This is a genomic window from Enterococcus infantis (genome assembly GCF_049166715.1).
GTDB classification, from domain to species: Bacteria; Bacillota; Bacilli; order Lactobacillales; family Enterococcaceae; genus Enterococcus_C; species Enterococcus_C leclercqii.
The window spans coordinates 26,297-53,219 of record NZ_JBMHFB010000011.1 but is presented as its reverse complement, the minus strand read 5'-3'; the positions used below and the strand labels follow the sequence as shown (position 1 = coordinate 53,219).

Sequence of the window (26,923 nt, the reverse complement as noted above, 5' to 3'; positions counted from 1 at the left end):
TGTTAAATACAGTCGTTTCCCACTGCCTGCTACTCTGTAATGATATCATGGATCAGCTCAGGCTCCTCACCAGAAGCCCCAATCTCGATATTGGCATAGAGCAGTTCTTTCACCTCGGTCACGTCTTCTGAGTTGGCATAAATCGTCAACAGTGATTCCCCTGCTGCCACCGGATCACCAACTTTTTTATGAAGTTTCAGACCCACAGCATAGTCGATACTGTCTTCTTTCGTTTTACGGCCGGCACCCAAAAGCATGGCTGCCACACCGATTTCGTTGGCTACCAATTTGGTGACTACACCAGCAGTTTGGGCCGGCAATTCGATCTCATAATTGGCTGTGAGCAGTCGCTCCGGTTGGTCCACCACGGTGTCATCCCCGCCTTGATTGCGGATCATTTCTTTGAATTTTTCTAAGGCAGCACCGGATTCCAGCGCCTCTTGCAGCATTTGCCGCGCCTCTGCCAAGGTTTCAGCTGCTTTGGCTAGGACAACCATCTGCGAACCCAGCGCATAGCACATTTCCAGCAAGTCAGCCGGGCCCTTTCCTTGCAGTGTTTCGATAGCTTCTACGACTTCCAGGCTGTTTCCGATGGCTTCACCCAATGGCTGAGACATATCAGAAACCACCGCCATCACTTGGCGATCTGCTAATTTGCCGATACGCACCATGGTGTGAGCCAGACGTTTGGCGTCTTCGATATTTTTCATGAAGGCCCCATCGCCGGTAGTCACATCCAGCACGATTGCATCGGCGCCAGCTGCGATTTTTTTACTCATGATCGAGCTTGCAATCAGCGGAATCGAGCTGACAGTGGCAGTCACATCTCGTAATGCATACAGTTTTTTATCCGCCGGTGCTAAATCTCCCGACTGACCGATGACAGCAACTTTGCTTTCATTAACGATGCGAATGAAATCCTCATCTGCAATCTCAATCTGGAAACCCGGAATGGCTTCCAGCTTATCCAAGGTGCCTCCGGTGAAGCCCAAACCCCGACCTGACATTTTGGCTACCGGTACACCGATTGCCGCCACCAAGGGAGCTAAGACCAAAGTTGTCGTATCACCGACACCACCGGTTGAATGTTTGTCGACTTTGATTCCTTCGATAGAGGACAGATCAATGACCTCTCCAGAATGGGCCATCGCTAACGTCAACTCCGTAATTTCTTCATCCGTCATATCCTCAAAATAGATAGCCATCAAGAGTGCACTCATCTGGTAATCTGGAATCGTGCCATCGGTATACTTGTCGATGATAAATCGTATCTCTTCTTTTGATAACACCTGACCATCACGTTTTTTTTCAATCAAATCCACCATTCGCATGGCTATTCCTCCTAGTCAGTCATTCGCCTTGCTTCATCTTCTCCTTCTAAAAGAGAAAGCTACCTGAAACTACAGCGTTTTGAACGATGCTTTTGCCAAAGTTCAGAACTTGTCAAAAGCGAAATCTCTGCTGACCGAATATCAGCCGTCACTTGATTAAATTACAAAGCCACAGTCGATTCGGTGCTATTATACATGAAAATATCGTTGAGTAAACCACTTTAGTAAAACAGTTTACCTAGCACTCCTTTAATCTTTAAGCGCTTACAAAAGCAATATACAGCGTTATGATTAGTTTGTCAACCTCTTCACACTCTCACGAAGAATTAATTTAGTATCAAATACTTTATTGGCAATCCGCCGTTCCGGAAACTCAATGGCATCAATCAAAAATTTTGCCGCGTGAAAACCAATTTCAAAGCTAGGCTGTTCTACAGTGGTCAAAGGTGGCGTGATGTATTGTGCCAGGTTCAAATTGTCAAAACCGATAACCGAGATATCTTCCGGCACTTTTTTGCCTAGCTCATAAATGGCCTGGTAGCAGCCGATTGCCATCGCATCATTGCTACAAAAAATCGCTGTCAGTTCCTTTTGCTGCAACAGCTCTCTCGCAGCCAAATAACCACCTTCCACCGTCAACTCTCCAGTAGCAACATAGCGCCCTTTAAAAGGGATGCCGCCATCTTTCAAAGCATTTCGATAGCCGTTGAAACGCTCTTCTAGCTGATAGTATCCCGTGCTCTCTTTCAGCATCCCAATCTCTCGATGCCCTTCTTTCAGCAAATAAGTGACTGCCTGATACGCACCCTCGTATTCTTTTACAATCAAGCGACCATTTTCCCGCTGGTTGATCCCCCGGTCGATAAGAATAATCGGCATGCCCCGATAAAAATCGCTGCCCAATGCATAAGCTTCCGGCAGTTGGTGAGGCGTCGCAAATAAAACCCCGTCCACAGAACGGTGCCGCAGCTCTTCTAAGTAGCCCAGCTCTTTTTCTTGGCTTTGTTGCGAGTTACACATCACGACCATGTAGCCTAAAGCATTAACATACTGCTCGGCACCTTCCACAATCTTAGAGAAAAAATAATCGGTAATATCTGGAATAATCATACCAATCGTCTTGGAGCGTCGATTGATCAAATTGGAAGCAAAAAAATCCGGCTTGTAATTGTATTTATTGACGATTTCCCACACGCGCTGGCGAGTCTCTTGGCTGAAGCGGGTTCCTTTGTTATTCAAAATTTGGGAAACCGTCGTAACGGAAACCCCGGCCATTTCAGCAATCTGTTTGATCGTCAATTTCATTTCGACACATCTCCTTCACACCGGCGGGCTGCTTCCTTTCTGCTTATAACAGGTTTTCTCACGCAACTTCATCTGATTGCTCTCGCCGGTAATTCAGCCCCAGTGTATCAAATTTCCCAATGAAAAAACAGCTTTCTCCGCAAAGATGAGAAAGCTGCCTCAAATGGCTTATTCTTTGGTACTACGCAAAATATAATAGCCTTTGTCTTTGATGACCGTCTCGCAATTGCCAAAAACATCCAGCATCTTCTTTTTGGCACTGGGCGCCCCTTGTTTTTTCTGAATCACGATAGTCAGCGTGCCCCCCACAAGCAGGTGTTCATAGGCGCCAGTAAGAATCTCATGCACGACCTCTTTTCCAGCCCGGATTGGCGGATTTGAGACGATGGCTGCATAAGGTGCCTGCGTCAGCGCTTCGTAGATGTTGGAAACGTGAATCGTGACATTTTCGATTTGATTGCGCTGCGCATTTCGCTGAGCCAAATCTACCGCCCGCTGGTTGACGTCGATCATTTCTACCGAACGCTCGCCCACTGCCGCTAGAGCTAGACCAATGGGCCCATAGCCGCAGCCGACATCCAAAATGCCTCCTGCTTGCGGCAATTCATCAAAATCAAAGGCATCAATCAATACCCGGGAGCCATAATCGACAGTATCTCGTGAAAACACACCACTGTCAGTCACAAAATGAAAACGGCGGTCCCGCAATTGAAAATCCCATTCTTCATAATCATGAGGCAGATCAGGATTTTCGGAATAATAATGGTTGGTCATACAGATCATCCAATCAATTTATTTTTAATATCGCGAGCGATTAACCCGCCATACAAATGATACCCGAATTTCGAAGGATGTAAACCGTCCTCAGAAATAAATTCCAAAGGCTCAGGATAAACCATCTCATGGTGATACATATCAATAAAATTGACACCCGCTTGAAGGGCAACTTTTTTCCCACGATCATTGTACTCTTGAATAATCACAGGATCTGCTTCCGGCCGTTTTTGCCGATCCACGATTCCTAGTCCTATCAAAATGACCTTTTCAGGTGCAAATTTTTCAATCATCTCACTGAGATTAGCAGCAAAAGCTTCAATTCCCTTTTGATTCAGCGCATCATTGATCCCCGCATTGATCACGACAAAGTCCGGTTCTTCTTTGACCGCATCCGCAATTCGCGCTAAAACCTCAGTAGTTCCTTCTGCTCGTTGCCCCAGATTTACCATTTCATAGCCGAGAAAACCCATCCCTGCCAATTCGTCGATGATGAAGGTATCCAAGACGTTACTGGGTTGCCCTTCATACAAGCCGGCAGCGATAGAATCACCGATAATCACGATTTTTTTCATTGTTGCTACCCCTTTCTCTGATGGCTGCCGTCTTTTTTATGGACCACTGGCAGCCTGCTTTCTGCTTTATTCAGTTGGGACACAGATGTTGTGCCCCGTCGTTTTCATCTTAGCACGAGACGCCGGTTCCACGCATTTATTTACCCTTCGGCGACTATTTCCACAGGTTTTGTGTTAAACTGTTGTCGTGTGAAATTCATTGATTTCACCTACTGCGGACTGCTTTTTTCTGCAGATCACTCATCCAAGGAGCAACAGATGGCTGAAAATATGAACTACTATCAGATCCCCAGAAAAGAGTGGCAGGGCTTTTACACCAGCGGCAGCAATCCATTGACGCAGACGGAACTGGATAGTATCAAAAGTTTGAACGACCGAATTTCGATGCAAGACGTGGAAGATGTCTATATTCCCTTGTGTCATTTGGTTCATTTATATATGAAAGAAGCGGAATCACTGACTTTGAGTAAAGGGCTCTTTTTACACCGCTACTTGAAGACACCGCCCTTTGTTATTGGAATCGCAGGCTCGGTAGCCGTAGGAAAATCTACAACTGCACGACTAGTCCAAACCCTTTTGTCCCGCCTGTTTCCCAGACGCAAAGTTCAATTAATTACGACAGATGGTTTCTTGTACCCCAATCACGTCTTAAAAGAACGGGGCATCATGAATCGCAAAGGCTTCCCAGAAAGCTATGACATGGAGCATTTGATCCAATTTCTCAATGAAGTAAAATCTGGCCGACCCAACATCCCAGTGCCGCGGTACTCTCACACCGTATACGACGTGATTGAAGACGAATATGAATATATCGACTGCCCGGATATTCTAATCGTAGAAGGTATCAACACCTTGCAGCTCCCCCAAAACGAGCAGATTTACGTCAGCGACTTCTTCGATTTTTCAATCTTCGTCGATGCTGAACCTGAATTAATTGAGCAGTGGTACTTGGAACGTTTCGAGTCACTTTTAGGAACGGCCTTTTTGGACCCCACCAATTACTATTACAAGTTTGCAATTGGGGACCGTCAGGAAGCACTAGACATGGCTCGCGGCGTATGGGAAAACGTAAATTTAAAGAATCTTAAAGAGTATATCTTGCCTACACGAGGTCGAGCAGATATAATTCTCCATAAAACAAAGCACCATCTGATTGACGAGATTTACCTGCGAAAGTATTGAGAAGCTTAGTCGCTCTTCAATTTTTCTGCAAACTGCTCCACCAACCGCGCTGTATCGAGAGGACCGACGGCTGAAAGACTTTCGTTGTCGGCAGCTCTTTACTATAAAAAATCTAACGAATAGAGGGATAATCTGTGACAAACGTTGACAACATGCCGGACGTTGAAAAAATCATCGTACTAGACTACGGCAGCCAGTACAACCAGCTGATCACCCGCCGCATCCGTGAATTCGGTGTCTTCTCAGAATTATTGAGTCACCGCATCACCGCCGACGAAGTGAAAGCCATGGCACCCAAAGGGATCATCTTGTCAGGCGGCCCCAACAGTGTATATGACGAAGGTGCATTCGGAATTGATGAAGCAATCTTTGAGTTGGGCATCCCAGTCTTAGGAATCTGTTACGGGATGCAGCTGATGACCGACCGCTCTGGTGGGAAAGTCGAACCAGCCAAGAACCGCGAATACGGAAAAGCCGAATTGGAAGTGTTGACGGATGACGCAGTATTGTTTGAAGGCACACCAAGAAAACAAATCGTCTGGATGAGCCATGGTGACTTGGTAACACAAGCACCTGCTGGTTTCGAAGTGGTCGGCACAAGCGCTGACTGTCCGATTGCAGCCATCCAAAATCTGGATAAAAAACAATTTGGGATTCAATTCCACGCCGAAGTCCGCAACTCGGAATACGGCAACGAACTCTTGAAACACTTCGCTCTGGACGTTTGCCAATGTAAAGGCGACTGGAGCATGGACAACTTCATCGACATGCAAATCGCTAAAATCCGCGAACAAGTCGGCGATAAAAAAGTCCTACTAGGCCTTTCCGGTGGTGTCGATTCTTCTGTTGTCGGCGTCTTGCTGCAAAGAGCTATCGGGGATCAACTGACTTCGATTTTTGTTGACCACGGTCTCTTGCGCAAAGGCGAAGGCGACCAAGTCATGGAAACACTAGGTGGCAAATTCGGCTTGAACATCATCCGGGTAGATGCCAAAGAACGCTTCTTAGGCAAATTGGCCGGTGTTTCTGATCCGGAACAAAAACGTAAAATCATCGGTAATGAATTTGTCTATCTCTTTGATGACGAAGCTACAAAATTAGCCGGAAAAGAAGGCATTTCCTTCTTGGCTCAAGGCACACTTTATACCGACGTCATCGAATCCGGAACAGAAACCGCCCAAACCATCAAGAGCCATCACAATGTTGGCGGATTGCCAGAAGACATGCAGTTCAAGCTGATTGAACCACTGAACACCCTCTTTAAAGACGAAGTTCGCGCATTAGGTACTCAGTTGGGCATGCCAGATGATATCGTTTGGCGCCAACCCTTCCCAGGGCCAGGTCTTGGTATCCGCGTATTAGGGGAAATCACTGAAGAAAAACTAGAAGTCGTTCGGGAATCCGACGCCATCCTGCGGGAAGAAATCGCTGCAGCCGGCCTCGACCGCGATATCTGGCAATACTTCACCGTCCTACCAGGCATTCGCTCGGTTGGTGTTATGGGCGACGGCCGCACGTACGACTACACAGTCGGTATTCGCGCAGTCACTTCCATCGATGGCATGACCGCTGATTTCGCTCGCATTCCTTGGGATGTGCTGCAAAAGATCAGCGTCCGCATCGTCAACGAAGTGGCCCACGTCAACCGCATTGTGTATGACATTACGAGCAAGCCACCTGCTACGGTCGAGTGGGAATAGTTGTAGGAGAGCTAGAAATCCTCTTATACCAAGGGTTTCTGGCTCTTCTTATCTTTTTACTGCACTTTTATTGCACTTTTTTCATTTCTTTGTTTCGCAAGTAGTCTACAGTAAATTGATTCTTTGGTGAAGTATCATAATTTTGTTTTGCTTCTTTAAAGGAAATGGCTCCATTTAATTTGTTAGCTACCTCGAAATTACTGTTAGGATAAAGATGTCCATACGTTCCTAAAGTCGTCTCAATATCTTCGTGTCCTAGACGATCTTTAATGATAAGTGGATTTTCTCCCATACTGATTAACAAGGAAGCATGAGAATGCCGTAACCCATGGATTCTGATTCGATGGATACCAGCCAGCTTAGCATAGCGTTCAATAGCATATGATAGTGTATGTTTTTGGGTAGGAATACCGTTATAGCTCATTACAAAGTCTGTCTGAATTAGATTTTGTTGTACTTCCTTCCATTCGGATAAATAAGTTAATGTGCATTTATCTAATACAATATGACGAACGCTCGCCTTTGTTTTTGGTTCAACAAATCTATAATTCGATTGATTCTTGTAATAGAGTGTTTTGTTGATGGTTAGTACTCCTGAGTCAAAATCAATATCTTCCCATTGAATGGCAGTAGCTTCACCAATTCGCATTCCAGTCATAAATAAAAACCACAGAGAGATAAATAAAAAGTGTTGATAGTAATCTTCTTTGTAAATTAGAGAGATTACTTTTTCAAATTCTTCTTTTGTCCAAAATTCAATTTTAGACTTTTGCTTTTTCACATTGCCAATAATCTTAGATGGATTTGTGGTGGTTATCCCAAGGACAATTGCTCGATCCATAGCAACTGAAAATAGTCCTTGAACAGCTCTTACATAAGAAGACTTACACTTCTTTGATAATTTTAGTTGCCAATTTTGCACATCAATAGGCTCAATATCGGAAACAGCCATTTTATCAAAATAAGAGAAATGCTTCTTAATAGTTGGTAAGCGATTTTCATATGTTCTGAGCTTTACCTGTGTCTTATACCATGGAAGGAAAATTTCAAAGATATAATGTTTAAACGTCATTTTATCCTTATTCTCACTTAATTCTTCTGGTTTCATCAATAGCAGTTTCGAATATTCTTCTCTTGCTTCTTTTTTAGTAGTGAATCCACTACGATATTTTTGAATTTTTTTCCCTTTAGAATCATAACCTAGATTTGCACGAAAATAATAGGTTCCATTCTTTGCTTTTTTTATTGGGTCTTTAACCATAGTTTTTACTCCTTACTGTGCAAAAACTACTCAGACCTGTTTTCATTTGAAAACCGAATTCCTAGAATTTCTTCAACAGCTTCACGAGGGACTCTATCTAGCTTTCGAGATTGATAGTAGATATGCCCTTTTGTAATCATCAATTCTTTTGCTTTTTTTATGATGTCTGCTGAAAAAGAAGTTCCATATCCTAGCTCAACTAAATCCTTTTTTGTGACCGTTATCATTATTACTCCTTTCCCAATTATAGGCTAGGAAAACTCCAATATTCACCTATAATTATATCAAATAGTTTTATAATAATACACTGACAAGAGAAGAATATCTTAGCAATCGAACAGCTCTAGCAAAGCTCACAGGAATTTCACTTCTGCATGGTTCTCATGTAGCCGTACCCATTGCCTGTGACGCTTCTAACGCTCGGACTATGGCTATACGGGAGTATCATTATCACGATAAGAAAGTCATGGCAGCAATCCTGCTAAAGATTACTTTCGAATTACTAACATGAATCGCTCACTAATTTTGTTGGTCATGGCGTGTTAGTTCATCAGCTCTTTTCTTACCGAAACGTATTCGATTGCCTTTATTTGGTTGTCAAAGAACGTTTGGCTTGTTAGCCTATCAAAACCTACTGAACACACAATATGCTTTGATGGAATAACAAACCTCCCAAATCGGGAAGCGTGGATACGATTCGACACGCTTCCACGAAAAAATGGGACTATTTAATTTCGAACGATAAAATCTTAGAGATGAGTTTCGTTTCCATTCTGCCACGTAGGGTTTCATCAATAACCATATGAGAATTTCCATATTCGTCTGTCATGCGACGTAATGAACGTTTTGAGGTATACCCTCGATAATGTTTAACAATCTGATTAATTGCTTCCACGTCGCCATCTGTCGCCTTTACAATGAGGGGGAAGGGAACCCTTGGATAAGCTGTTTTCATTCTTTACACTCCTTCATGAATTCTTTAATCATGGCTAGTCCACTTATTCGATGACGATAAACAGTCGAACGATTCAAATTTAGTAACTCCGCAATCTCCACATCACTCATATCCATAAAGTAATGAAGTAAAATAATGTTCCGTTTTTTCTCTGAAAGATGACGCAGGGCTTCACTTAATAAATCACTTTCAACATTGATTCTTAATCCAAATAATTTAAATAGTTGGAAATCAGTGACGTACGTATCAACAGTAGAAAAAGAGTTGACAAGGTAGTTATCTATATCAGAAAACGAGACTTCTTTTGCTGATAGTCTGTCTAGATGTTTGAAGTAATCTTTTCGTTCATCTTCAATAACTTGTTTGCAGATATAGTCAAACTGATTTTCTATGGTTTCTTGAAAAGAAGATGGTTTCATGCTTTTCACCCCCTTTCTGTCGTGAAAGGGAGTGGCATGTGCTTCTTTATCTCCCTTCATACTAAGCCCCGACACGAAAGGGGGATTTGTTGCATAAATGAAGAGAAATCCTAAAAGATATTTATTAAGTGACCAAAAAAGCACATAAACAGATTGTTTTCTCTGTTCATATGCTTTGATTTTTCTATCTATGTAATCTGCAAAACCACATTGATGGTCATATCTATCCAGTACAGGTGGATAAGTTTTTTTGATAAGAACTTAATTAAGAGAACTAGATGACAGATTATCTTTCTCATGGCGACTTTTCCCTCCATTAAGTCGCCAATTTTATCTACTTTCTAGGAGTATGACTAAATTTTATAAAGTTGTATAGGTAAATAAAATCAGCGACCTTTCTATTTGAAATTGGATTCATCGCATTAATAAATTCCACAGTGTTCTATAGGAACTCATAAACTATATAACATGTTTTTCTATACCTGTTTATGGTTATATAGGAACAGTAAAATGTATAGAGGTGATTTAGTATGCGTAAAAAAGAAGATAAATACGATTTTAGAGCCGTTGGTTTAGCGATTAAAGAGGCTCGAATGAAACGGGGTCTCACTCGTGAACAAGTGGGAACAATGATTGAAATTGACCCACGTTATTTAACAAATATAGAAAACAAAGGACAACACCCAAGTACACAAGTGCTGTATGATCTTGTATCATTACTCCATGTATCTATTGATGAATTTTTCTTACCTACAGATAATTTGATTAAAAGCACTCGAAGGTTACAGGTAGAAAAATACATGGATAGCTTTACAGACAAAGAACTATCCTTAATGGAAGCACTAGCAAAAGGTATCAATGAAGCAAGAAATATTGAAGGCTAGTCAGTAAAATTCAGATAAACAAAAAGAGCCGATAAGATGAGAGTTTCATTTCTCAAATTATCGGCTCTGCGTCTTGGCGTCTGGCTCTTTGATTGTTATTATATTCATTTTTTGAACATTAATTAAAGTTTCGTTCTTACATTTGGGGCAGTATAAAGGGAAATTTTTAAGTATAGTATCCACTCGTATTCGTAGTCTTGTTTTATTTCCACAAATAGGACACAATATCCACTTGTAGTTTATAATAACAATCTCCTCCTTTCCACTTTAATTCAAATCTATATTAAAGAATATTTCATCTTATTTAATAAGAAACCATATTTATATAACAACATAAAACGCACTAAGTTATTTTATTGAACATATATCTTACTTTATCTATCCGACTATTTAGACGACGGGTCTGGCAAACAGGTTCGCCAGTGGTAACCTGATATCCTTTTAGCTCTGCTAAACAAACACTAAGCCCATTTGTAAAAAAAGTTAAATCATTGCGATAATCTTGAATACATCGAGCAGGAATTTCTCCAATAATAATGACCTCATTATTTTTCAGTTGAGTATTTACGATATTTGCACAATATTTGGGAGCATCGTTATATGCCCGTGAAAGATATTCCTGTGGTGCATAAACTTTAAAACTAAGATATGGCTCTAACAATTCTGTTCCAGCTTTTCTAAAGGCTTGCTCCAGTACAATAGGAGTAAGCATCCGAAAATCTGCTGGAGTACTAACAGGGCTATAGTATAAACCGTACTTAAAACAGATTTTACAATCCGTCACATTCCAACCATATAATCCTTGTTCGCAACCATAGCGTATCCCTTCCATAACTGCATTTTGAAATGATTGATTTAAGTATCCAAGAGAAACCGAGCTCTCATACTGCATTCCACTTCCCAACGGAAGCGGTGATACAGATAAACCAATGGAAGCCCAGAAAGGATTTGGCGGCACTTCGATGTGAATGGTATATTCTGCATTTTTTAACGGTCTCTCCATATAAATGACTGTAGGCTCTTTTAGTTCTATCTCCACATGATACTTTTCTTGCAACAGTGCACTAATCACTTCCATTTGTACTTTCCCTAAGAAAGAAAGTATAATTTCATGTGTCGTAGAATCCACGTAATATCGTAGAAGCGGATCACTATCTGAGATTTCCAAAAGGGCATCAAGCAACATTTCTCTCTGTTCAGGTTTACTCGGTTCAACAGTTGTTTGTAGTAGAGGGTGCGGATTTTCAATCTTTTTTCTCTGTGGCAATAGTTTTGTATCTCCAAGAACACTATTTAACTTCAAAAACTCATTTTGCAAAATAACAATTTCTCCAGAATAAGCTCTATCAATCTTACATAATTCACCATTTATTGAAGTATACATTTCTGTAACTTTTATTTTTTCTTTTTCTGATACTCTAACCGAATCTCGTAAATGTAGTACTCCACTATAAAGGCGTATATATGCAAGACGTTGTCTTTTTTTTGTATATTCAATTTTGAAAACATTTCCGCAAAGTTCAGACGGACCTCGATGTGTTGATGAATAAAATTTATTAGTAATAACTTCTATAAGGTTATCAATCCCTATATTACTTTTTGCACTTCCATGATAAAGAGGGAACAGAGAACAATTCTGAAATCTTATGCTTTCCTCTTGTTCGAGTTCCAATGCTTCTAATGATTTACCGGACATATATTTCTCTAAAAGGTCATCGTTTCCCTCTATTACCGTATCCCATTGTTCAGATTCGGTAAAGTTCGTCACACACATATTAGGATACAGTTCTACCTTCTGTTTGATTACAATTTCGGCAGAAAGTTTCTCTTTAATATCCTGATAAACCGTTGATAAATCAATTCCATTTTGGTCAATCTTATTGATAAAAAAGATTGTGGGAATCCCCATTTTCCTAAGTGCATGAAATAATATACGAGTTTGTGCTTGTACGCCATCTTTTGCAGAAATCAGTAGAATTGCCCCATCTAAAACTGATAATGAACGATATACTTCTGCTAAGAAATCCATATGTCCTGGCGTGTCTATGATGTTCACCTTCGTATTTTCCCACTGAAAAGAGGTTATTCCTGTCTGAATTGTAATTCCTCTCTGACGTTCTAAAAGCGTATTATCCGTCCTCGTTGTACCTTTGTCCACGCTTCCTAATTCTGTAATCGCTCCACTGTTATATAATAAGCTTTCTGTTAAGGTAGTTTTTCCTGCATCAACATGAGCTAAAACTCCAATATTAATAATTTTCATGTGATTTTCCTCCATTCAAAAACCCAAAAGGGCATAAAAATCCCAGTGATAAATACTTTTATCACTGGGATTTTTATGCATAACCATAGGTATACAAAGCATACAGATATTCTCTGGATACTTTAGAATCACATGATAAAGGTATTCTTAAACTGGGTACAAAAAACTAAGCCCTCCTAAAAAAGGACATCTAATTATTTGTTCCCGCTATCAAATTGACAGTTTATTTAAGAATACCTTGCCGCATATTTATTAACTCCTTTTAAATAGTCACTTAAATAATAGCACGTAAGAGCATATTTGTAAAGGAATCTCCAATTTTTTATCAAAAAGAGTACATGATTACAAAGTATCTGTAATCATGTACCAATATTTGTTATTTTACAATCTTCCAATTATCTTGTTTTTCTAATATCAACTCAAATTGCGAGATTTGGGTTGCCTTTGTTTCTTGATCTAAATATTTCACAGCGACATTCACGATTACTTGGTTATCTTTTCTGGTAAAGATAGGATTCACCAATTCCTCGAAAACATATTCCTTGTTAATCATAGGTAACACATGATTACTTACATAGTAAGTCAATTCTTTTTCTGTGGCGGTAGGATAGAGCTGGAAGAACGTTTCTAAAAAGCTAGTGATTTCGTCCATCGTTTCTGTATCTACTGTATGGTCACTTTCTAGCTGTTTGGGTTGGTAGTCCGATTTTTGAGGTTTCTTACTCATTGTCGGATTTTTGATAATAACCATATTATCTGATTCATCTATATGGACAACCACATGAAAGCTAGACGATATAGTTTCCTTGTCTTTGTCTTCGGTAATAACTTGTTCAACAGAAAACAGTACCTCAAAGGTGTTCTCATTCACTTGAGAAACCTGCCACACCTGTATATCGTTCACACTAGAACTAGTAGGAATATCCTTACGAATCATTTCTTCATTTAATACCTGCAATTCTTCCGTCAAATAATGGGTCAATTTTTCATTTCGTTTATCAATGGCTTCTTGGGATTGTTGCCACGAAAAGTAGTCTTTCGCAAAGGATTTCACAAAACTTTCTACTTGGTTGGTATCGACAATCTGCTGTTTAATGATTTCTGTTTCACGGACAGTATGAGTGTCAATGGCAGTAAAATTTTTATAGATTCCAAATCCGACACTACCAATCAATAAAACCCATAAAACAAAGGTTAATTTCTTATGCGTGCCAACTTTAATCATCGGAACTTTTCTTTGCTTGCTCGGTTTTTTAGATTTCTTTGGTTTCTCCTTCTTTTCTTTTCGCTCGATTTTTATAATCATTTGATTCATTCCTTTCTTAGTTATGAATAACACGTCTAGCCCCAATCAGATGGTCTTGCCAATAACGACTGCTTAAGTCGCCATAACCGATTGGGTCGCCTGCATGATAAAAGCGATTTCCCTCTAAATATATCGCCACATGAGTCACATATGTGCCTGCATTATAGGTTGAATGAAAGAAGATAAGGTCGCCTGCTTGGGCTTCTTCCATAGAGATTTCTTGCGTAGCGTCATACTGATCTTGGGCGACACGAGGGAGAGAAATGCCAGCTTTGTCATACACCCATTGTATTAAGCCACTACAATCAAAAGAGGTGGTAGGCGACGCCCCTCCAAAGACATAGGGAAACCCTTCGTATTTCAAGGCTTCGTCCATAATGACTTGCACGGTTTCATCATCAAATTCTGTTGGGGAAGTGTCGGTTAGGTATTGTGAAACCAACTGAACATAAAACTGATTTCCATAGTTATATCGCCAACCACCATTCACAGGTATGGCTATAGGATTGGGATAGTCTGCTTTTTGACCACCCGACTTCTCTTTAGAAAACTGTTCGGCTAATTCATAGGTATATTTTTTCCCATGACTCCTCACATAATTTAAAAAGCCACCGCCATAATTATAAGATTGGATAACAGAATCTATATCCACTCCTTGTTGTTCTGCACTGGTTAATAATTCACTGAAATATTTAACCCCTTGTTTGATGGACTCTTCGGTACTCAAACTGTTGGGCGGTAAACCCAAAGATTCGGAACTTTGCATAACATCTTCTGCTGTACCGCCCGATTCCACTTGCATAATGGCTAAGATATAAGAAACATAGTCTTCAATCCCATATTCCTTACCATATTTTTCAATCAACGGACGGTGTGCCAACACTTCTGGTGAAACGGTCACACCGCCTTGTGGAATAGAAGAATCCTTGTTGTTTTCGCCACTGTCCGTATCATCTGCAAAGAAAATGACTAGGAATAATAAGAGAAAAAAGAAGAGAGAGAAGACCACACTACAAATCACTGTTATTTTTAGCTTCATGTTTGTTGTCCTCGCTTATCCGTTCTTTTATTTAGCTTCCTCTGATTGAATTGCTTCGGTGGTGTCTTTTGTTTTTGCTCTTTTTTCAATGGTCGCTGATGATTTTCACCTTTAGTGTTTTGTGACAAAACAGGCGTGACGGTTTGCTGACGCTTGCGAACATGCTGCTGGTTATTCTGAACAGGAGATGATGGGTTTTCTTTTCGTCTTTTTTCTTTTGCTTTATCCAGCTCCAAACGCTTTTGAGCAATGTTCTTTCGTTTTTGCTCCTGCTGGTTCATACGCTGTTGTTTGCGTTGAGCTTTGGTATCTGCCATAGATTGTTTAAAGTCTGTTACATTATGAGTGACATTCTCTTTTCCTTGATGAAGGGCATATTTGACATGGGTTGGTGTCGCCTGTATCTGTTGTTTTGCCTGCTTTCTTTTATTGACTAGACGATTTTTCGTGTCCAATACATGGGCTGTCTTTTCACCTAATCGTTGCCCGATACCGCCTTGTTGCTTTTTCACATTGGAAAGTGCTGTTTCTTTCTTTGGTGTAGTCCGTTCATTTTGACGAGTATGGTTAGCTTTATTGGTTTGATTCTGCTTTGTTGTCATTGTCTTTTGCTTCGTTGACCCTGCTTTTCCACGAAAAATCTTACTCATACTGCGTTGAAATCTTCTGGTTTGTCGATTCATCATTTGACGAGGTCTGCGAAACACTTGTCTGCCCATGTTTTGAGAGTCGTTGCTTTGTAAAGTGAATAGGCTCATTAAATCGCCCAGTTTAAAATAAATCCCTGCAAAGGTCACAATTTGTAAAAACATAATCATGAAAAAGGGAGAACTTGCTGACAGCGAATAAAGCATAGTGGAAATACTAAAGGCAACGGTAATAATCAAGGTAATACCAGCCCTTGTCATAATCACATTAAATAACTTGGTAATGGCATGCCTGCCCATGCCATCAAAACTCGGCAACATACTTAATAGGAAACTGATTGGCAAAAACATAGCGAAAATAATAAATAGCACTTGCGAAAAAATCATGATTCCTGTTAGAAGGAAAACAAAAATCGAGATACCAATATTGAATACAAACAAAAAGAAGACTGTTCCTAATCTGGAAATCGTCTTCGGTAGGGTTAAATAGGTATTGTCATGATCTTCAATTTCTTCAATCACTACATTTTCTCTATCTTCACCATTGTTTGTATCTGGACTGGTAGACAATAAACTTTCCACACGTTCTTCCCCTAACGCTTCTACATCAGTGGAGCCATATTGAAGCAATAGCCATGGTTGCTTTACTTGAACAGAGAATAAGCTGTCACGTATCATGTCCACACTGTCTTTCCCTTGACTATCCGTGTTAGGAAGAACAATTTTTGTCCCAATATTCAGACTGGCGGTACTGACATCTTTGGAAAAATCATTGATTTTCGCAATATAATCGGGTGCATACGCAATAAAGGAAGCCGATAGAATAAACACCACGACAAAGTTTAAAACAGCTCGTATCACTTTCGTCGTTTCTCGCTTAACCAATCCTGTATAGGCAACATAGATTCCAACAATGAGAATAAAAAGAAGGAGGAAACCGACATAAAACCCTGAACTGGAAAAGCCATTCGGTGTAATGCCTGCAATCGTCTGCATGTTTTCGCCAATTGCTTGGGATGTTTGACTAATGAAATCTAAGGCATAGGCTTCTTTCACCAAATAACCTGTGGCGTTCGATAGATAAAGAGAAATTGTCCAAATAAAATTAGTAATGGCATACAATCCATACATCACCGATTGTCCTATGCCATCACTCCAATTCCATGGAAGCCAGCCCCAGCTATTGTCCACATAATAATCAAGCTGATATTGATTCAAACCATACTTGGAGTATTCATTGCTTGTATCAATGGTTTCATCAACTAAGCCTGTCGCTTGTACTGCATTGCCCAGCGTGCCTAATAAAAGTAAAATAACGCCCACACAAAGGAGCGTTATCCAACTATAGTGAAGAAATTTCTTTTGTTTTTGTGTCATTCTTCCACCTCATTTCGCACAGGCGGTCTGGTATCAAAGGCATGAAGCAACTCTTCAAAAATCGGGTGAAACTGCATAACCCCTACACGACCATAGATGTCTGAAACTAAACATTGTCCATTTTCTAATTCACGTAAGCGTTTCTGATTGTTTTCATCTTCCTTGTCCACACCAAAAAATTCTAAGGTCTTTTTGATTTCCACTAGGTCAGTGGAACGAAAGGCAAATTTCAAGCCAATATTATTCTTCATCTTTTCATCTAGTAAATCGTCCGCGTTTTGAGTAACGAAATAGACCCCTGCATTCATGGCACGTCCTGCTCGAACCAATCGCATAGATAGAGCTTTTCCTTGTGCCACTTGTAAAAAACTCCAAGCCTCATCAAGGTCAACAATTTTAAAAATGGAACGGTCAGAGTGGATAAAGTCTAAAGCAAAGGTACTAATGACAATCAGCATTGCCACACTTAATAATTCCATGGTAGTGTATTCTTCAAAAGAGCTATTGGAATCGGGTAAGACCAAATCTGCCACTTGAATAATATTGAGTTGTTTTTCCAAGCTAATGGATTGGGTGACACTGCCATCACTGAATAACAGATGGGCAAAATCATAATCGACAAAGCTTTCGATATGGTCAGCAATACTATTGCTGATGGGCGTATCTTCTTTTCGCAATTCATCAATCACCAATAACAACCCTCGTTGTTTGCTTTGAGTTACACTCCGAATAGCTTTACGCAGGACAGGAAACTTCTCGCTATCTCGGCTGGAAATACCTGTTAAGAACGTGAGAATATCAATGGCAAGGCTTTCTGAATCTTTCGGGAGTTTTAAAATCACATAAGGGTCAAGTAACCCTTTATTGTCGTTCTCACTCGTGAGATTAACAATATTGATTTCATGGGCAATATCAGGTAAGGTTTCTTTCCATTCACCACGTTCAGCTTTTGGGTCAACAATGGTTGCCTGTCCGCCAAAGAGTACTGAATAATAGACCAGCATATTGTTAGAGAATGATTTTCCGCCACCTAATGAACCAATAAAAGCGGACGCTAATGCATTTGTTACAGAGCCTTTAATTCCTTGACTTGCAAGGCTAGGTTGGAGATAAATATTTCTGCCTGTATCGAGATTGTAACCGACGTAAATACCAGAATTTTCACCAATCATTTGTGTAGCACCGAAACCAAGACCAGCCAAAAAATCCGACGTGACATATTGAATATAGTCATTGATATATCGCTTGCTTGAGGGAATAAATTCATTATGCAAGCCTAGCATATCGCCAAAAGGTCGTACTAATTTGATAGACAGATCATCATAAAAATCTTTTACTTCATCACAACGTTGTTTCAGCTCGTCCAAATTCTTTGCTGATACCCGTACCACATAGCTTAGTTTGTACATAGATTCTTTGGTTTGGTCTAAATTACTTTCTAATTCATCGACAGATTCTAAAGCGTCCACCACATTAGTACTGGTTTCGTTGTCGCTTTCCCATGCGTGGCTATCTAAATCTTTCAGTTCTTTCTTTTTATTGCGAACGGTAGATAAGGCTTTTTTATTGGCGACAATTTCAACATTCATACTGGTATCAACGGGGAAAGTAAACTGCTGTTGCTGGTAATAAAAAATTTCACTATTAGGGAAATCCAATTCACCAACAATACTATTAATTGTAAAATACGCCACATAAGTAGTGGTATCTTCCTGTTCAATCCGTAAATAGCGTTGATTTTCTTCGATTAAACAGCGAGTGGGTTTGAGAATATCGTATTTCTTTACCAACACTTTTTTATCTTCGTATCGTTTCGGTAAATGGTAGTCGTAGTCATCAAAAGGGACACCTGTTTGCCCGTAAAGATGTTCAATAATATAACCAAAATCATCTTTCTCCAATTTACGAATCTGAAAGCGTCTGGATAATTTACTTTCTAACAACTGTTCCATCTTAGAAAAGCGTTCGATTTCCGCCATAGGCATAGAAACAAAATCGCCCATTAATTTGTGATTCACACCATGAAAGAATTCCGCAAATGCTTTTTGAATTTCTTTCCCAACATTTTTTACGGATACTTCCTGTTCATTGAGGTAGAGTTTAAAACCAATAAAAAAGCGATAGTCTACTTGATTGTCACCAATCATAGAAATTAACGCTTCGGTCTGTTCATCTATTTTTTCGTAAGCTATCTCTTTTAATCGTCCAGTGATTTCTTTTTTCGATTGTTCCTGTGTGGCTCGAATACTTGATTCGGTTGCTAGTTGCAGAGCATGAATCTTGCCATCACGATTTTGGGCAATCAATTGACAGAAATTATCATGAACTTGAATTTTTTCATCGGAACTTAAAAAACTGTAATTATAGGGAATTAATTCATAATAAGCGAATACTTCGCCATCATGATTAAATACGAGATTATCTTCCATATATTTAATCGGATATGCCATCTAGTTGTTCACTCCTTACAATCGTAATCGATTCATTCATTGTTTCTTTTTTTAATCGTATTTGTTTGCCAGCGTAGGTTACTTTAGGGCGTAGAGCATAGGTAATGATAGACTTTAGAAATCCATAGGGTTTCTTTCCGTCAAAGGTCTTTTGGCACATGAACCCAGTGAGAACAATGGGAATCCCTAAGTATTTGAGTAGTGCTCCGTCAATCAGAGAAAGTGGTGGTAAACTGCCAAAGAGTATGACGACAAACAAAGAAACGATAAACCATGTCATTTGCGTAAAGGTAATTGGGAAAGGGAGTTGTAAATCATTAATCGCATAAATCACTTTTTCTACTGACCAAATACTGGTGTAACTTCTTATTTTTTTCATGTCTTCACGTCCTTTCCGTAAAAATAGAAAAAGAACAATCAAAATAGGTGATTGCTCTTTCAATGCTTTAACTATTCAATTTTATTTTTTGTCCATTTTGCAATAATACCTTCATCAGTTTCTTCATCATCTGGATTCATTGAATATCTGAAACTTAAATTGGTATCTGACCCTAATCGTTCATATAAGCTGGGTCTATACAATCTCGTTTTATTGTCATTAAAAGGACTTCGTTTTCCCAGCTCACCATTTCCCTTTAAAGGATTTCTTCTAACTGAAAAACAATATTTTTTTCTGGGATCTTCTGAATCACTTTGACTTAATGAGAAACACATGGCTTCTTTTTGGTCTTCATTTTTCTTCTCACTAACTTCTGTCGGAATAAATCGAGCAAGAGTTTGGCTAAATTGAAATAAAACATCTCCCAAGTTACTACTGTATTCGATACCAAAATATTCTCTTATTGTTTTCGTGTCTGTATATAATTTTACCGAATTAGCATAGACAGCTAGCATATCTGAAAAATCGTTTTCCTTTAAAAATTCTAGTTTTAACAGAGCATATTCTGGAACTTTTTCCTCTTTTTCAAATAGCTTAACAAGTACAATATAATTTTGCTGTTTGTAACGAAAGTAAAAGGAATCTATCACCCAGCCTTTATCTTTCATGTCTAGTTTTAATAGTTTAAGATTTTCAAATACATTTACCATAATTTATACCTCTCCGTGCTATTTATTAATTTAATTATAACACGGATTGTTAAACTTACTGACAATATTCAAATACCCCATGAGAGGTAACTAGGTAATTACCCTCTATTTCCATATCACGTCCCAAAGATTGGTAGTCAATATAATTTTGTAAATTGGAAGGGACTTCACCAAGCTGTCCTGTTTCTTCCACGTAATAACGGGCGACATCTTCCATCGAATCACAATCACTATAACAATGAATATCCTCTTTGTTTTCCAGTAATTCTTCCAAGCTACTAAACCACATGCCTTGAATTTCTTTGAGTTCATTATAAATAGGTGTACCTTCGATTTCTTGAATGGCTTCACATAGACGGTTGATTTCACTAATCGGCGTGTATTCGTCCACATCAAAAGGAAGCTCAAAATCATGTATTGCATATTCTTCGTAGTCCTCATTTAAACCGATTCTTTCTGCCATTTCTTCCTCATCAATTGGTGGAGTAAACCATGCTCCGACTAATTCACCTTCATTATACCGTCCTAAATTTGCCACATAGACTTTCATTTCCAATTCTTATCACATCCTTTTTATAAAAATAGTCATAAAAAAAGTAGCAATCAGTTAATGACGCTACTTATCAAGGTATCCGCTAATATAATCTGTAACTGTACTTGAAATACCTATTATTAGTTTTGCTTCTCTCTTTCCAATAATATTTGTATTAGGGTGTGCAAGTGAATGCCTATTTCTTGCTTCATTAAGAGAGCTAATCATTCCATTTGATGACCTTATCGTTGTCTTCACTATATCAGCAAGTTCAGTAGGTTGAATTTCTTTTTCAATTAATTGTTGTATCCTACTATATAATTTAGATAGATTTTCGTCTCTAGGAACTGTAATTTCATATTTTTTTAGTATTTCAATTAAATATCCATGAAAAGCAGTGTGAACTCTGTCAAAGGCACGTTGATATTCACCATTACTCATAAAAGACTCAGCGTCTTCAATAGCTTGTGAAACCACATCACTAATTTTCAACTGACTAAAGTTAATTACTTCGTAATTCTCTGGAAGTGGTACTAAAATAGTATCCACTAATACATTATCACCTTGTTTATCATATATGGAGCTTGCTGTCTGGGTAATCAAATCTTTATGACTTTCAAAAAAGTCTAAATCATCAAAAGGAACTCTTATTTTAAGATATGTGCAAAGCGTATTCCAGCCCTTTTTATATCCTTTATAATAAGTAAAATCGTCAGTCTCATCTAAAGTTACCTCTGATATTTTCATTTTAGAAACAATCTCGTTACCTCCTTCATAATAATTTGAAGAGCTCTTTCTTTCTAATGTTTTAATTAAAAGAGATTTAAATTGATCATTTGTAAACATATTCATAAATCCTTTCATAACAAAATATATACTTCCTATTTTATCATGAAAAATATCTGTTAAGCACCAATGATTCGGTTAAATAAGTTTAATAACACATCTTTCACGCCAGCTGCATTGAACACAAGTCCGACGGCGATTAGAGCAATAATCAAGAAGCCAATGAGTTTTGAAAATTCTCGTTTAAAACCTAAAAACAGTCCAATGACAACAATCGCTAACAATACCAATGACTGTGCATTATCCAAGAACCAGTTGTACAAATTCTGCCCAAAATTCATGTGATTGTCCTCCTTTCCTTAAGATATTTTTCTCGATAATAGATATAGCTTTTTACACGCCTTAATAATTGAAAAGGGGTTAAATGCTCTCCATAGACGGTTACTCGATTGGTATAATTATTATAAAATCTCACCTTGTAAAAATCATAGGTATAGATGGTATCACCAGCTTGCCGTTTTCCCTCAATAATGAGAGACGTATATTTCCCTGTATTTTGTATATACGCTTGAAACTCAATGCCACACTGAAACCCTAACTTCTTTAATTCTTTTGTTAAAAGGCTCATGTAATCAAATCCTCCATGGCTAGATGTTGTTGTTCAATTAATTTCTCATGTTTTTCTGTCAGTTTGGCTTCCTGAATCATGGTGGAGATAATGGTTGTACCGTTGAGAACATCTAAAATGCTTGCGATTTTTAATGTAGGGGCGACTTGATGATGTAACCAGTTCAATGTTCGTTCAAAAGAATAAGGCTCTGGCTGTGTGGTTAGGCGTAATGCTCCACGATTTTTACCGATAAACCATTCCCAACGTTCATTAGTTTTCCAATCACTCCGACGTTTAGTGTCGTCTTTATCTGCAAAGCGGATATAGCGATTGATAATTTCAAAGGCTGTTTTTTCCGCCTGTTGATGTGCCAATAAATCTTTCATGGCTTGGGTGGCTCGGTCATTTTTTAACCGAATTTCAAACCGATTCTTTACTTCTGCGTCTTCTAAGGGAACATCATTTTTCACGTATTGCTCATAATCTTTCTCATATATACAGAAATAGACTTCACTTTTTAATGAGCCAATATAAAGTGTGTTTCCCATGTATGGTTTTTCATCACGGTGAACCAATTCACCACTGCGATAATTTTTAAAGCTTCGAAAGACGGAAATGCATTCTTCCTGTTTACATTTCTTTGCCAAATCTGGAATATTCAAAATCCCTGTTTTATCGTTGATAGCTAAATCCAAGCGTTTGAAAATACCTTTATGTTCCATGCAATCTTGAAAGAAATCATACCAGCTCCGATGTTGAGCCAATAGAAAGTTTTCAAATTGCCGACAGCCTTTTCCTTTCAGTTCTAATAAAACACCTTTACTTACATCATGAGAGACTAGGACAACAATATCACCGAAACGATAGTGTTCGGGATAAGAATAATAGCCAAAGTCTTCGTGTAGCATATAATCCATATTCAAACGTAAAACCTCACCGATAATTTGAGCCACATCATTGGTAGGGAATCGAATCCGTACATAGTCGAATAACATCTCCAATGGGTTATCGGGATTGAAGCGTTCCAAAGCGTTCAGTAAATCTTCTTTCACCTGTTGAGTAGGGACTGCCTTGCCTGTTTCAATATCCGATAGGTAAGGTCTGGTAATATGAGAAGCAACCGCCAGTTTATTTTGAGAAACGCCATAAGCCAGTCGCTTTTCTTTCAATTCCTTAATCCAAATTTTTTCGTTTTCCATTCGCAAACCTCCAATCTAAAAAAGATGTAAACTATGACCCTTGAGTTTACACCTTTCATATTTTCCGCAATCCTTTGTACCATCAACATTGGTTGATGAGAATTGCCTGTTTTCAGTTGTATTTGTGCCCCCCTGTTAGATAGAGGGGGCTAAAGGATTGGCGTGGCTAACGCCACACCAATCAAAGCAAGTCTGAACCTGTACCTTTCACTTCGTGCGGTACAGGCTCAGATTGCTTTTTTTGAATGACTTTTCCTATTTCTCCTAAGAAATCGTACCTTTTTGGTACAAGGGGTGTATAAAACTCACTAATCACACTTTTTCCTGTATCCACGTAACCTCTTCCCTTGATGGGTTTTAAGAAAAATTGTTTTTGTGTATCGCTTCCGAACATCATACCAAAGCCCATTTCAGACATACGACCCAAAGCCACACGGAAGTTAAAGTTGTCCCGAATCCCATCACTAAAATATTTTGCGTCTGGACGTTGACAGGCAAGAATTAAAAAGAAGCCTGCTTGTCGTCCTAACATTACAATTTGTTTGAGTTTATGAATAACGGTGGTACTTTCACGACCTAGCATATCCATCATTGCCACATATTCATCAAAAATAAGAAAATTGGCAGACAAACCAAGATAAGCATAATTTTCTCCTGTTTTATAGTTAGGGTGTTGTTTCATGGTTTCACTGCGATCAATCATATCTTCGTAAAATTGATTGATACATGCCAACATATCTTCTTTACGGTAATAGACATTATTCATGACCGCCCCTAAGTCTGCCAAATCAGCATTTTTAGGGTCAAGAATATAAAGCTTTGCATTTGTATGCAGGAGAGATTCAATCAATGTGAGAATAAAATAGGATTTTCCACTACCAGTGCCCCCAGCAATTAACATGTGAGGGAGAGAATCGAACTCCCAATAGACCGATTCCATCAATTTGACACGTCCATTTTGAGCTACCACGTCTTCAATGCCAATTCGATTGCCAATAGTATCATAAAGTAGGACATACTCTACATAAGAATCTTTCAACGTTTTTTCCACTAATTCACAATACAATCCTGTTTCTAGTTTGTTTTCTAGGTGCAAAAGCTGATCTTGATATTTCCCTAAGGTGATTTCTACATGAATATGGATTAGTCCATCTTTCATTCGATAATATATTTTAGGAAAATGGCGGATTCGTTGTTTGGTTTTCTTGCTGGGTAAATCTTTAAAGAATCCCTCTGATTGAGTTTCTTCGGCTTCATACCAATGATTTTCTAAAATCATACGAGCTAACTTTTGACGGTGCTCTAACTGTTTTATAGAATCTATACGATAGTGATAATAAAGCCAGCTGATAAGTCCGCATACAAAAAGAGCAGTGAGAATACTGCTCCAAAAGTATGGCGTATGAAGTTGATAGAAAAATGTATCTAACTGAACTGCTTGCCAGTTCACCGATTGTAACGCTCTCCAATGAAAAGGGAGTAGGACGACTAGAAAAACTACCAGCAATGAAATTAGTACAAAATGATAGACCAAGTGCTTATCGTTGGCTTTGATTCGCTCTCCTCTGTCATGAAGCAATGGCATAAAAATCCTCCTTTCCACCTATCAAAATAATTGTGTATTGTAGATACGAGCCTGTTTATCAAAAGTTGGTTGAGAAATGGCTTCATATTTCTGATAAGCGATTCGCTTTTCAAAGCGTAAATTTTTTTCTTTCGGATAATAATGACGTCGATAGAGAGTGTGTCCTAACAGTTTTTTCGCTTCTTTTGTCAACGGATAGAGATAGCGAAACATGCGTCCATTGATTTTCTCAATCCCTTTGTATTCGCAAAATGCCTGGGAAAGCCAATGCTTTTTCTCTACCTGTTCAAAGCGAGCATTTTCCTCTAATAAAAGGCGAGCACTTCGAGGGTGTATCTTTTCCCATGACTGCTTATCACGATAGACACTTGTCTTGAAATACCCGCAGTAAAAGAAGTTGGACGCTTGATAGACATAGCCACATTTTCCCTCAATTCCATCTGCCAGTGTATATAAAAAATGACAGTCCGTATGTTCTTTCAACCACTTAATTAGAGCTGAAAGAGCTTGACTGCCAAAATAATTGGTTTGATTCATTTCTGGAAGAAAACACATCTTTCCAATTTCTAAATAATCTGTGGTTTGAAGGGAACTGTCGGGAAAGAGTTTGCGTATGGTTTGTAGGGGTTGCGTACCCCAGCCTAATTCCACAACGCCTAATAATTTTTCTTCTGAAAAAATCCCTAGAAAGTATTTACACAATCTAGGGAGTATCTTTGAATAATGGTATTGCCGAATAAAAGAAATGGCTTCATCCTTCGGAATTTCTTTCAAAATCAATGGTGTGTTTGTCATAAGCAACACCTATTTTTCACTTTCGGACGCTTCTTTTTTATATTTCTGATGAGGTTTTGTCTGTCCTTTTAATACAAGATCGTCTGCTTTCACGTACCAATCAACGTCTGCCCCTCGAAAAGTAGCCGTCGCTACGGTATCTGCCACAGGATTGATTAATTCCACTTCTGCGTTGTAGTCAAATTCTTTCAAAGGAACAGAAGCGGGGATACTGACTTGTATCATGCGTCCTTGTCCTTTTGATTTTAAGTCATAGGTACGTTCTTTAATTTCTTCGGAAACCGTACCATCTTCATTCTGGATACGAACCTCACGACGCAAGGCGGAAAATTTCAATGTGCCAAATGTCTGGTCTTTTTCAATCACAATACCTTCTGCTAATCTCATATTTTTTCACCTTTCCTTTCTTATGCTTTCACCATATCGTCTGCGTGCATAATGTAATTGGTAAATCCTCGATTGCCAATTTTATAACCTTCTGCGGTAATATGTGGGTTGATGAGTTTGACTTTTTCGTCGGATTCAAAATGTTTCTCGCCAGCTTCGGAGGGAAGAATGACAACAATATCATCTGCTCGTTGAATCGTTGAGTATAAATTGTAACTACGAGAGAGAATGGTTGGTCTGCCATTTATTCGACGTTGTTCAATGTTCCCTTCACCAGCATATTCTAATTGTCCAAATGTTTTTTCCATATTGGGAATGACATATTTAAGTTCCATATTTTTACCTATCCTTTCTGTTTTTATGTTTGAATGAATCTTATTTGTGTGATGGTTTTAAAGGGGGGAGAGCGACCTTTTGATTCTTGATTTTTTATTTTCATAAGTTCACTTCCTTTCAAAATTGGGTAAAAAAA

At 38.9% G+C, this 26,923-nt stretch carries 28 protein-coding genes and 1 pseudogene; 3 read left to right on the top strand and 26 right to left on the bottom strand.

Going from position 1 to position 26,923, the window contains the following annotated elements:
• Nucleotides 1-29: 29 nt before the first annotated feature.
• The 4 genes from ACOMA8_RS12835 to ACOMA8_RS12820 all read right to left on the bottom strand — a co-directional run bounded on the left by ACOMA8_RS12835 (nucleotide 30) and on the right by ACOMA8_RS12820 (nucleotide 3,985).
• Nucleotides 30-1,331 carry a pyrimidine-nucleoside phosphorylase gene (locus ACOMA8_RS12835; RefSeq protein WP_421371249.1) on the bottom strand — a complete coding sequence of 434 codons (1,302 nt, stop codon included), beginning with the start codon at nucleotides 1,329-1,331 and terminating at the stop codon, nucleotides 30-32.
• A gap of 291 nt (nucleotides 1,332-1,622) precedes the next feature.
• Nucleotides 1,623-2,636, bottom strand: coding sequence for a LacI family DNA-binding transcriptional regulator (locus tag ACOMA8_RS12830; protein WP_421371248.1), 1,014 nt, complete (start codon nucleotides 2,634-2,636; stop codon nucleotides 1,623-1,625).
• Nucleotides 2,637-2,804: 168 nt separating this feature from the next.
• Complete coding sequence (locus ACOMA8_RS12825) at nucleotides 2,805-3,410, bottom strand: class I SAM-dependent methyltransferase (protein ID WP_161898724.1); 606 nt, start codon at nucleotides 3,408-3,410, stop codon at nucleotides 2,805-2,807.
• Nucleotides 3,411-3,415: 5 nt separating this feature from the next.
• Nucleotides 3,416-3,985, bottom strand: a complete 570-nt coding sequence (locus tag ACOMA8_RS12820) for an SGNH/GDSL hydrolase family protein (protein ID WP_421371246.1) — start codon at nucleotides 3,983-3,985, stop codon at nucleotides 3,416-3,418.
• Nucleotides 3,986-4,243: 258 nt separating this feature from the next.
• Here ACOMA8_RS12820 and coaA point away from each other — a divergent pair, with 258 nt between their 5' ends.
• Together coaA and guaA are read left to right on the top strand one after the other, a co-directional pair.
• A complete protein-coding gene (gene coaA, locus ACOMA8_RS12815) occupies nucleotides 4,244-5,167 on the top strand; it encodes a type I pantothenate kinase (protein ID WP_161898726.1) in 924 nt (307 codons plus the stop codon).
• 134 nt (nucleotides 5,168-5,301) lie between these two features.
• Entirely contained in the window at nucleotides 5,302-6,867 is a 1,566-nt protein-coding gene (guaA, locus tag ACOMA8_RS12810; protein ID WP_161898727.1) for a glutamine-hydrolyzing GMP synthase, read from the top strand.
• A 67-nt stretch (nucleotides 6,868-6,934) separates the two neighbouring features.
• Here the strand turns inward: guaA and ACOMA8_RS12805 are convergent, their stop codons facing one another.
• The 4 genes from ACOMA8_RS12805 to ACOMA8_RS12790 form a co-directional block, all read right to left on the bottom strand.
• Nucleotides 6,935-8,128, bottom strand: coding sequence for a site-specific integrase (locus tag ACOMA8_RS12805; protein ID WP_000237797.1), 1,194 nt, complete (start codon nucleotides 8,126-8,128; stop codon nucleotides 6,935-6,937).
• A gap of 26 nt (nucleotides 8,129-8,154) precedes the next feature.
• A complete protein-coding gene (locus tag ACOMA8_RS12800; protein ID WP_000633907.1) occupies nucleotides 8,155-8,355 on the bottom strand; it encodes a DUF3173 family protein in 201 nt (66 codons plus the stop codon).
• Between the two features lie 497 nt (nucleotides 8,356-8,852).
• Nucleotides 8,853-9,083, bottom strand: coding sequence for a helix-turn-helix domain-containing protein (locus ACOMA8_RS12795; protein ID WP_000845143.1), 231 nt, complete (start codon nucleotides 9,081-9,083; stop codon nucleotides 8,853-8,855).
• Nucleotides 9,080-9,502 (bottom strand): RNA polymerase sigma factor, encoded by a 423-nt coding sequence (locus ACOMA8_RS12790; protein ID WP_000804879.1) that lies wholly within the window; start codon nucleotides 9,500-9,502, stop codon nucleotides 9,080-9,082. The genes ACOMA8_RS12795 and ACOMA8_RS12790 overlap by 4 nt, the downstream gene beginning before the upstream one ends.
• A gap of 530 nt (nucleotides 9,503-10,032) precedes the next feature.
• Here ACOMA8_RS12790 and ACOMA8_RS12785 point away from each other — a divergent pair.
• A complete protein-coding gene (locus ACOMA8_RS12785; RefSeq protein WP_001227350.1) occupies nucleotides 10,033-10,386 on the top strand; it encodes a helix-turn-helix domain-containing protein in 354 nt (117 codons plus the stop codon).
• A gap of 57 nt (nucleotides 10,387-10,443) precedes the next feature.
• On the opposite strand, the gene ACOMA8_RS12780 is transcribed toward ACOMA8_RS12785, so the two are convergent.
• The 18 genes and pseudogenes from ACOMA8_RS12780 to ACOMA8_RS12695 all read right to left on the bottom strand — a co-directional run bounded on the left by ACOMA8_RS12780 (nucleotide 10,444) and on the right by ACOMA8_RS12695 (nucleotide 26,786).
• On the bottom strand, nucleotides 10,444-10,611 hold the full coding sequence (locus ACOMA8_RS12780) for a cysteine-rich KTR domain-containing protein (RefSeq protein ID WP_001803271.1): 168 nt from the start codon (nucleotides 10,609-10,611) through the stop codon (nucleotides 10,444-10,446).
• Between the two features lie 118 nt (nucleotides 10,612-10,729).
• On the bottom strand, nucleotides 10,730-12,649 hold the full coding sequence (tet(M), locus tag ACOMA8_RS12775; protein ID WP_000691737.1) for a tetracycline resistance ribosomal protection protein Tet(M): 1,920 nt from the start codon (nucleotides 12,647-12,649) through the stop codon (nucleotides 10,730-10,732).
• 15 nt (nucleotides 12,650-12,664) lie between these two features.
• Nucleotides 12,665-12,712, bottom strand: a pseudogene (locus tag ACOMA8_RS12770) (hypothetical protein); the annotation flags it as partial.
• 313 nt (nucleotides 12,713-13,025) lie between these two features.
• The gene (locus tag ACOMA8_RS12765; RefSeq protein WP_000584387.1) at nucleotides 13,026-13,955 is read right to left on the bottom strand and encodes a conjugal transfer protein; all 930 of its coding nucleotides are present in this window, start codon (nucleotides 13,953-13,955) and stop codon (nucleotides 13,026-13,028) included.
• A gap of 16 nt (nucleotides 13,956-13,971) precedes the next feature.
• Nucleotides 13,972-14,994: a bifunctional lytic transglycosylase/C40 family peptidase gene (locus ACOMA8_RS12760; RefSeq protein WP_000768373.1), complete on the bottom strand. Its 1,023-nt coding sequence runs from the start codon at nucleotides 14,992-14,994 to the stop codon at nucleotides 13,972-13,974.
• On the bottom strand, nucleotides 14,991-17,018 hold the full coding sequence (locus tag ACOMA8_RS12755; RefSeq protein WP_113845103.1) for a CD3337/EF1877 family mobilome membrane protein: 2,028 nt from the start codon (nucleotides 17,016-17,018) through the stop codon (nucleotides 14,991-14,993). Before ACOMA8_RS12755 ends, ACOMA8_RS12760 begins: the two co-directional genes overlap by 4 nt.
• Nucleotides 17,015-19,468, bottom strand: a complete 2,454-nt coding sequence (tcpF, locus tag ACOMA8_RS12750; protein ID WP_000331165.1) for a conjugal transfer ATPase TcpF — start codon at nucleotides 19,466-19,468, stop codon at nucleotides 17,015-17,017. The genes ACOMA8_RS12755 and tcpF overlap by 4 nt, the downstream gene beginning before the upstream one ends.
• Nucleotides 19,452-19,847: a conjugal transfer protein gene (locus tag ACOMA8_RS12745; protein WP_000723887.1), complete on the bottom strand. Its 396-nt coding sequence runs from the start codon at nucleotides 19,845-19,847 to the stop codon at nucleotides 19,452-19,454. The genes tcpF and ACOMA8_RS12745 overlap by 17 nt, the downstream gene beginning before the upstream one ends.
• A gap of 71 nt (nucleotides 19,848-19,918) precedes the next feature.
• Nucleotides 19,919-20,557: a DUF6037 family protein gene (locus ACOMA8_RS12740; protein WP_000248477.1), complete on the bottom strand. Its 639-nt coding sequence runs from the start codon at nucleotides 20,555-20,557 to the stop codon at nucleotides 19,919-19,921.
• 55 nt (nucleotides 20,558-20,612) lie between these two features.
• Entirely contained in the window at nucleotides 20,613-21,107 is a 495-nt protein-coding gene (locus tag ACOMA8_RS12735) for an antirestriction protein ArdA (protein ID WP_000870467.1), read from the bottom strand.
• A gap of 66 nt (nucleotides 21,108-21,173) precedes the next feature.
• On the bottom strand, nucleotides 21,174-21,935 hold the full coding sequence (locus ACOMA8_RS12730) for an abortive infection family protein (RefSeq protein ID WP_001565981.1): 762 nt from the start codon (nucleotides 21,933-21,935) through the stop codon (nucleotides 21,174-21,176).
• Nucleotides 21,936-21,994: 59 nt separating this feature from the next.
• Nucleotides 21,995-22,216 carry a hypothetical protein gene (locus ACOMA8_RS12725; protein ID WP_001009054.1) on the bottom strand — a complete coding sequence of 74 codons (222 nt, stop codon included), beginning with the start codon at nucleotides 22,214-22,216 and terminating at the stop codon, nucleotides 21,995-21,997.
• The gene (locus tag ACOMA8_RS12720; RefSeq protein ID WP_000055376.1) at nucleotides 22,213-22,503 is read right to left on the bottom strand and encodes a hypothetical protein; all 291 of its coding nucleotides are present in this window, start codon (nucleotides 22,501-22,503) and stop codon (nucleotides 22,213-22,215) included. The genes ACOMA8_RS12725 and ACOMA8_RS12720 overlap by 4 nt, the downstream gene beginning before the upstream one ends.
• Nucleotides 22,500-23,684, bottom strand: a complete 1,185-nt coding sequence (mobT, locus tag ACOMA8_RS12715; protein ID WP_000426689.1) for a MobT family relaxase — start codon at nucleotides 23,682-23,684, stop codon at nucleotides 22,500-22,502. The genes ACOMA8_RS12720 and mobT overlap by 4 nt, the downstream gene beginning before the upstream one ends.
• Nucleotides 23,685-23,865: 181 nt before the next feature.
• The gene (locus ACOMA8_RS12710; RefSeq protein ID WP_333720055.1) at nucleotides 23,866-25,269 is read right to left on the bottom strand and encodes an FtsK/SpoIIIE domain-containing protein; all 1,404 of its coding nucleotides are present in this window, start codon (nucleotides 25,267-25,269) and stop codon (nucleotides 23,866-23,868) included.
• Between the two features lie 21 nt (nucleotides 25,270-25,290).
• A complete protein-coding gene (locus tag ACOMA8_RS12705) occupies nucleotides 25,291-26,064 on the bottom strand; it encodes a Mom family adenine methylcarbamoylation protein (RefSeq protein ID WP_000185761.1) in 774 nt (257 codons plus the stop codon).
• A 9-nt stretch (nucleotides 26,065-26,073) separates the two neighbouring features.
• A complete protein-coding gene (locus ACOMA8_RS12700; RefSeq protein WP_001234191.1) occupies nucleotides 26,074-26,451 on the bottom strand; it encodes a YdcP family protein in 378 nt (125 codons plus the stop codon).
• Between the two features lie 20 nt (nucleotides 26,452-26,471).
• Entirely contained in the window at nucleotides 26,472-26,786 is a 315-nt protein-coding gene (locus ACOMA8_RS12695) for a YdcP family protein (protein WP_000421279.1), read from the bottom strand.
• Nucleotides 26,787-26,923 lie beyond the last annotated feature (137 nt).

Bases quoted from the DNA above. Each gene is read 5' to 3' on its own strand.
- ACOMA8_RS12740 (WP_000248477.1), bottom strand. From the start codon at position 20,557: ATGGTAAATGTATTTGAAAATCTTAAACTATTAAAACTAGACATGAAA.
- ACOMA8_RS12705 (WP_000185761.1), bottom strand. From the start codon at position 26,064: ATGACAAACACACCATTGATTTTGAAAGAAATTCCGAAGGATGAAGCC.
- tcpF (WP_000331165.1), bottom strand. From the start codon at position 19,468: ATGGCATATCCGATTAAATATATGGAAGATAATCTCGTATTTAATCAT.
- mobT (WP_000426689.1), bottom strand. From the start codon at position 23,684: ATGGAAAACGAAAAAATTTGGATTAAGGAATTGAAAGAAAAGCGACTG.
- coaA (WP_161898726.1), top strand. From the start codon at position 4,244: ATGGCTGAAAATATGAACTACTATCAGATCCCCAGAAAAGAGTGGCAG.
- ACOMA8_RS12720 (WP_000055376.1), bottom strand. From the start codon at position 22,503: ATGAGCCTTTTAACAAAAGAATTAAAGAAGTTAGGGTTTCAGTGTGGC.
- ACOMA8_RS12730 (WP_001565981.1), bottom strand. From the start codon at position 21,935: ATGTTTACAAATGATCAATTTAAATCTCTTTTAATTAAAACATTAGAA.
- ACOMA8_RS12745 (WP_000723887.1), bottom strand. From the start codon at position 19,847: ATGAAAAAAATAAGAAGTTACACCAGTATTTGGTCAGTAGAAAAAGTG.
- ACOMA8_RS12735 (WP_000870467.1), bottom strand. From the start codon at position 21,107: ATGAAAGTCTATGTGGCAAATTTAGGACGGTATAATGAAGGTGAATTA.
- ACOMA8_RS12765 (WP_000584387.1), bottom strand. From the start codon at position 13,955: ATGATTATAAAAATCGAGCGAAAAGAAAAGAAGGAGAAACCAAAGAAA.
- ACOMA8_RS12830 (WP_421371248.1), bottom strand. From the start codon at position 2,636: ATGAAATTGACGATCAAACAGATTGCTGAAATGGCCGGGGTTTCCGTT.
- ACOMA8_RS12695 (WP_000421279.1), bottom strand. From the start codon at position 26,786: ATGGAACTTAAATATGTCATTCCCAATATGGAAAAAACATTTGGACAA.
- ACOMA8_RS12760 (WP_000768373.1), bottom strand. From the start codon at position 14,994: ATGAAGCTAAAAATAACAGTGATTTGTAGTGTGGTCTTCTCTCTCTTC.
- ACOMA8_RS12835 (WP_421371249.1), bottom strand. From the start codon at position 1,331: ATGCGAATGGTGGATTTGATTGAAAAAAAACGTGATGGTCAGGTGTTA.
- ACOMA8_RS12825 (WP_161898724.1), bottom strand. From the start codon at position 3,410: ATGACCAACCATTATTATTCCGAAAATCCTGATCTGCCTCATGATTAT.
- ACOMA8_RS12805 (WP_000237797.1), bottom strand. From the start codon at position 8,128: ATGGTTAAAGACCCAATAAAAAAAGCAAAGAATGGAACCTATTATTTT.
- ACOMA8_RS12725 (WP_001009054.1), bottom strand. From the start codon at position 22,216: ATGAATTTTGGGCAGAATTTGTACAACTGGTTCTTGGATAATGCACAG.
- ACOMA8_RS12785 (WP_001227350.1), top strand. From the start codon at position 10,033: ATGCGTAAAAAAGAAGATAAATACGATTTTAGAGCCGTTGGTTTAGCG.
- ACOMA8_RS12795 (WP_000845143.1), bottom strand. From the start codon at position 9,083: ATGAAAACAGCTTATCCAAGGGTTCCCTTCCCCCTCATTGTAAAGGCG.
- ACOMA8_RS12790 (WP_000804879.1), bottom strand. From the start codon at position 9,502: ATGAAACCATCTTCTTTTCAAGAAACCATAGAAAATCAGTTTGACTAT.
- ACOMA8_RS12700 (WP_001234191.1), bottom strand. From the start codon at position 26,451: ATGAGATTAGCAGAAGGTATTGTGATTGAAAAAGACCAGACATTTGGC.
- ACOMA8_RS12755 (WP_113845103.1), bottom strand. From the start codon at position 17,018: ATGACACAAAAACAAAAGAAATTTCTTCACTATAGTTGGATAACGCTC.
- ACOMA8_RS12710 (WP_333720055.1), bottom strand. From the start codon at position 25,269: ATGCCATTGCTTCATGACAGAGGAGAGCGAATCAAAGCCAACGATAAG.
- ACOMA8_RS12800 (WP_000633907.1), bottom strand. From the start codon at position 8,355: ATGATAACGGTCACAAAAAAGGATTTAGTTGAGCTAGGATATGGAACT.
- ACOMA8_RS12820 (WP_421371246.1), bottom strand. From the start codon at position 3,985: ATGAAAAAAATCGTGATTATCGGTGATTCTATCGCTGCCGGCTTGTAT.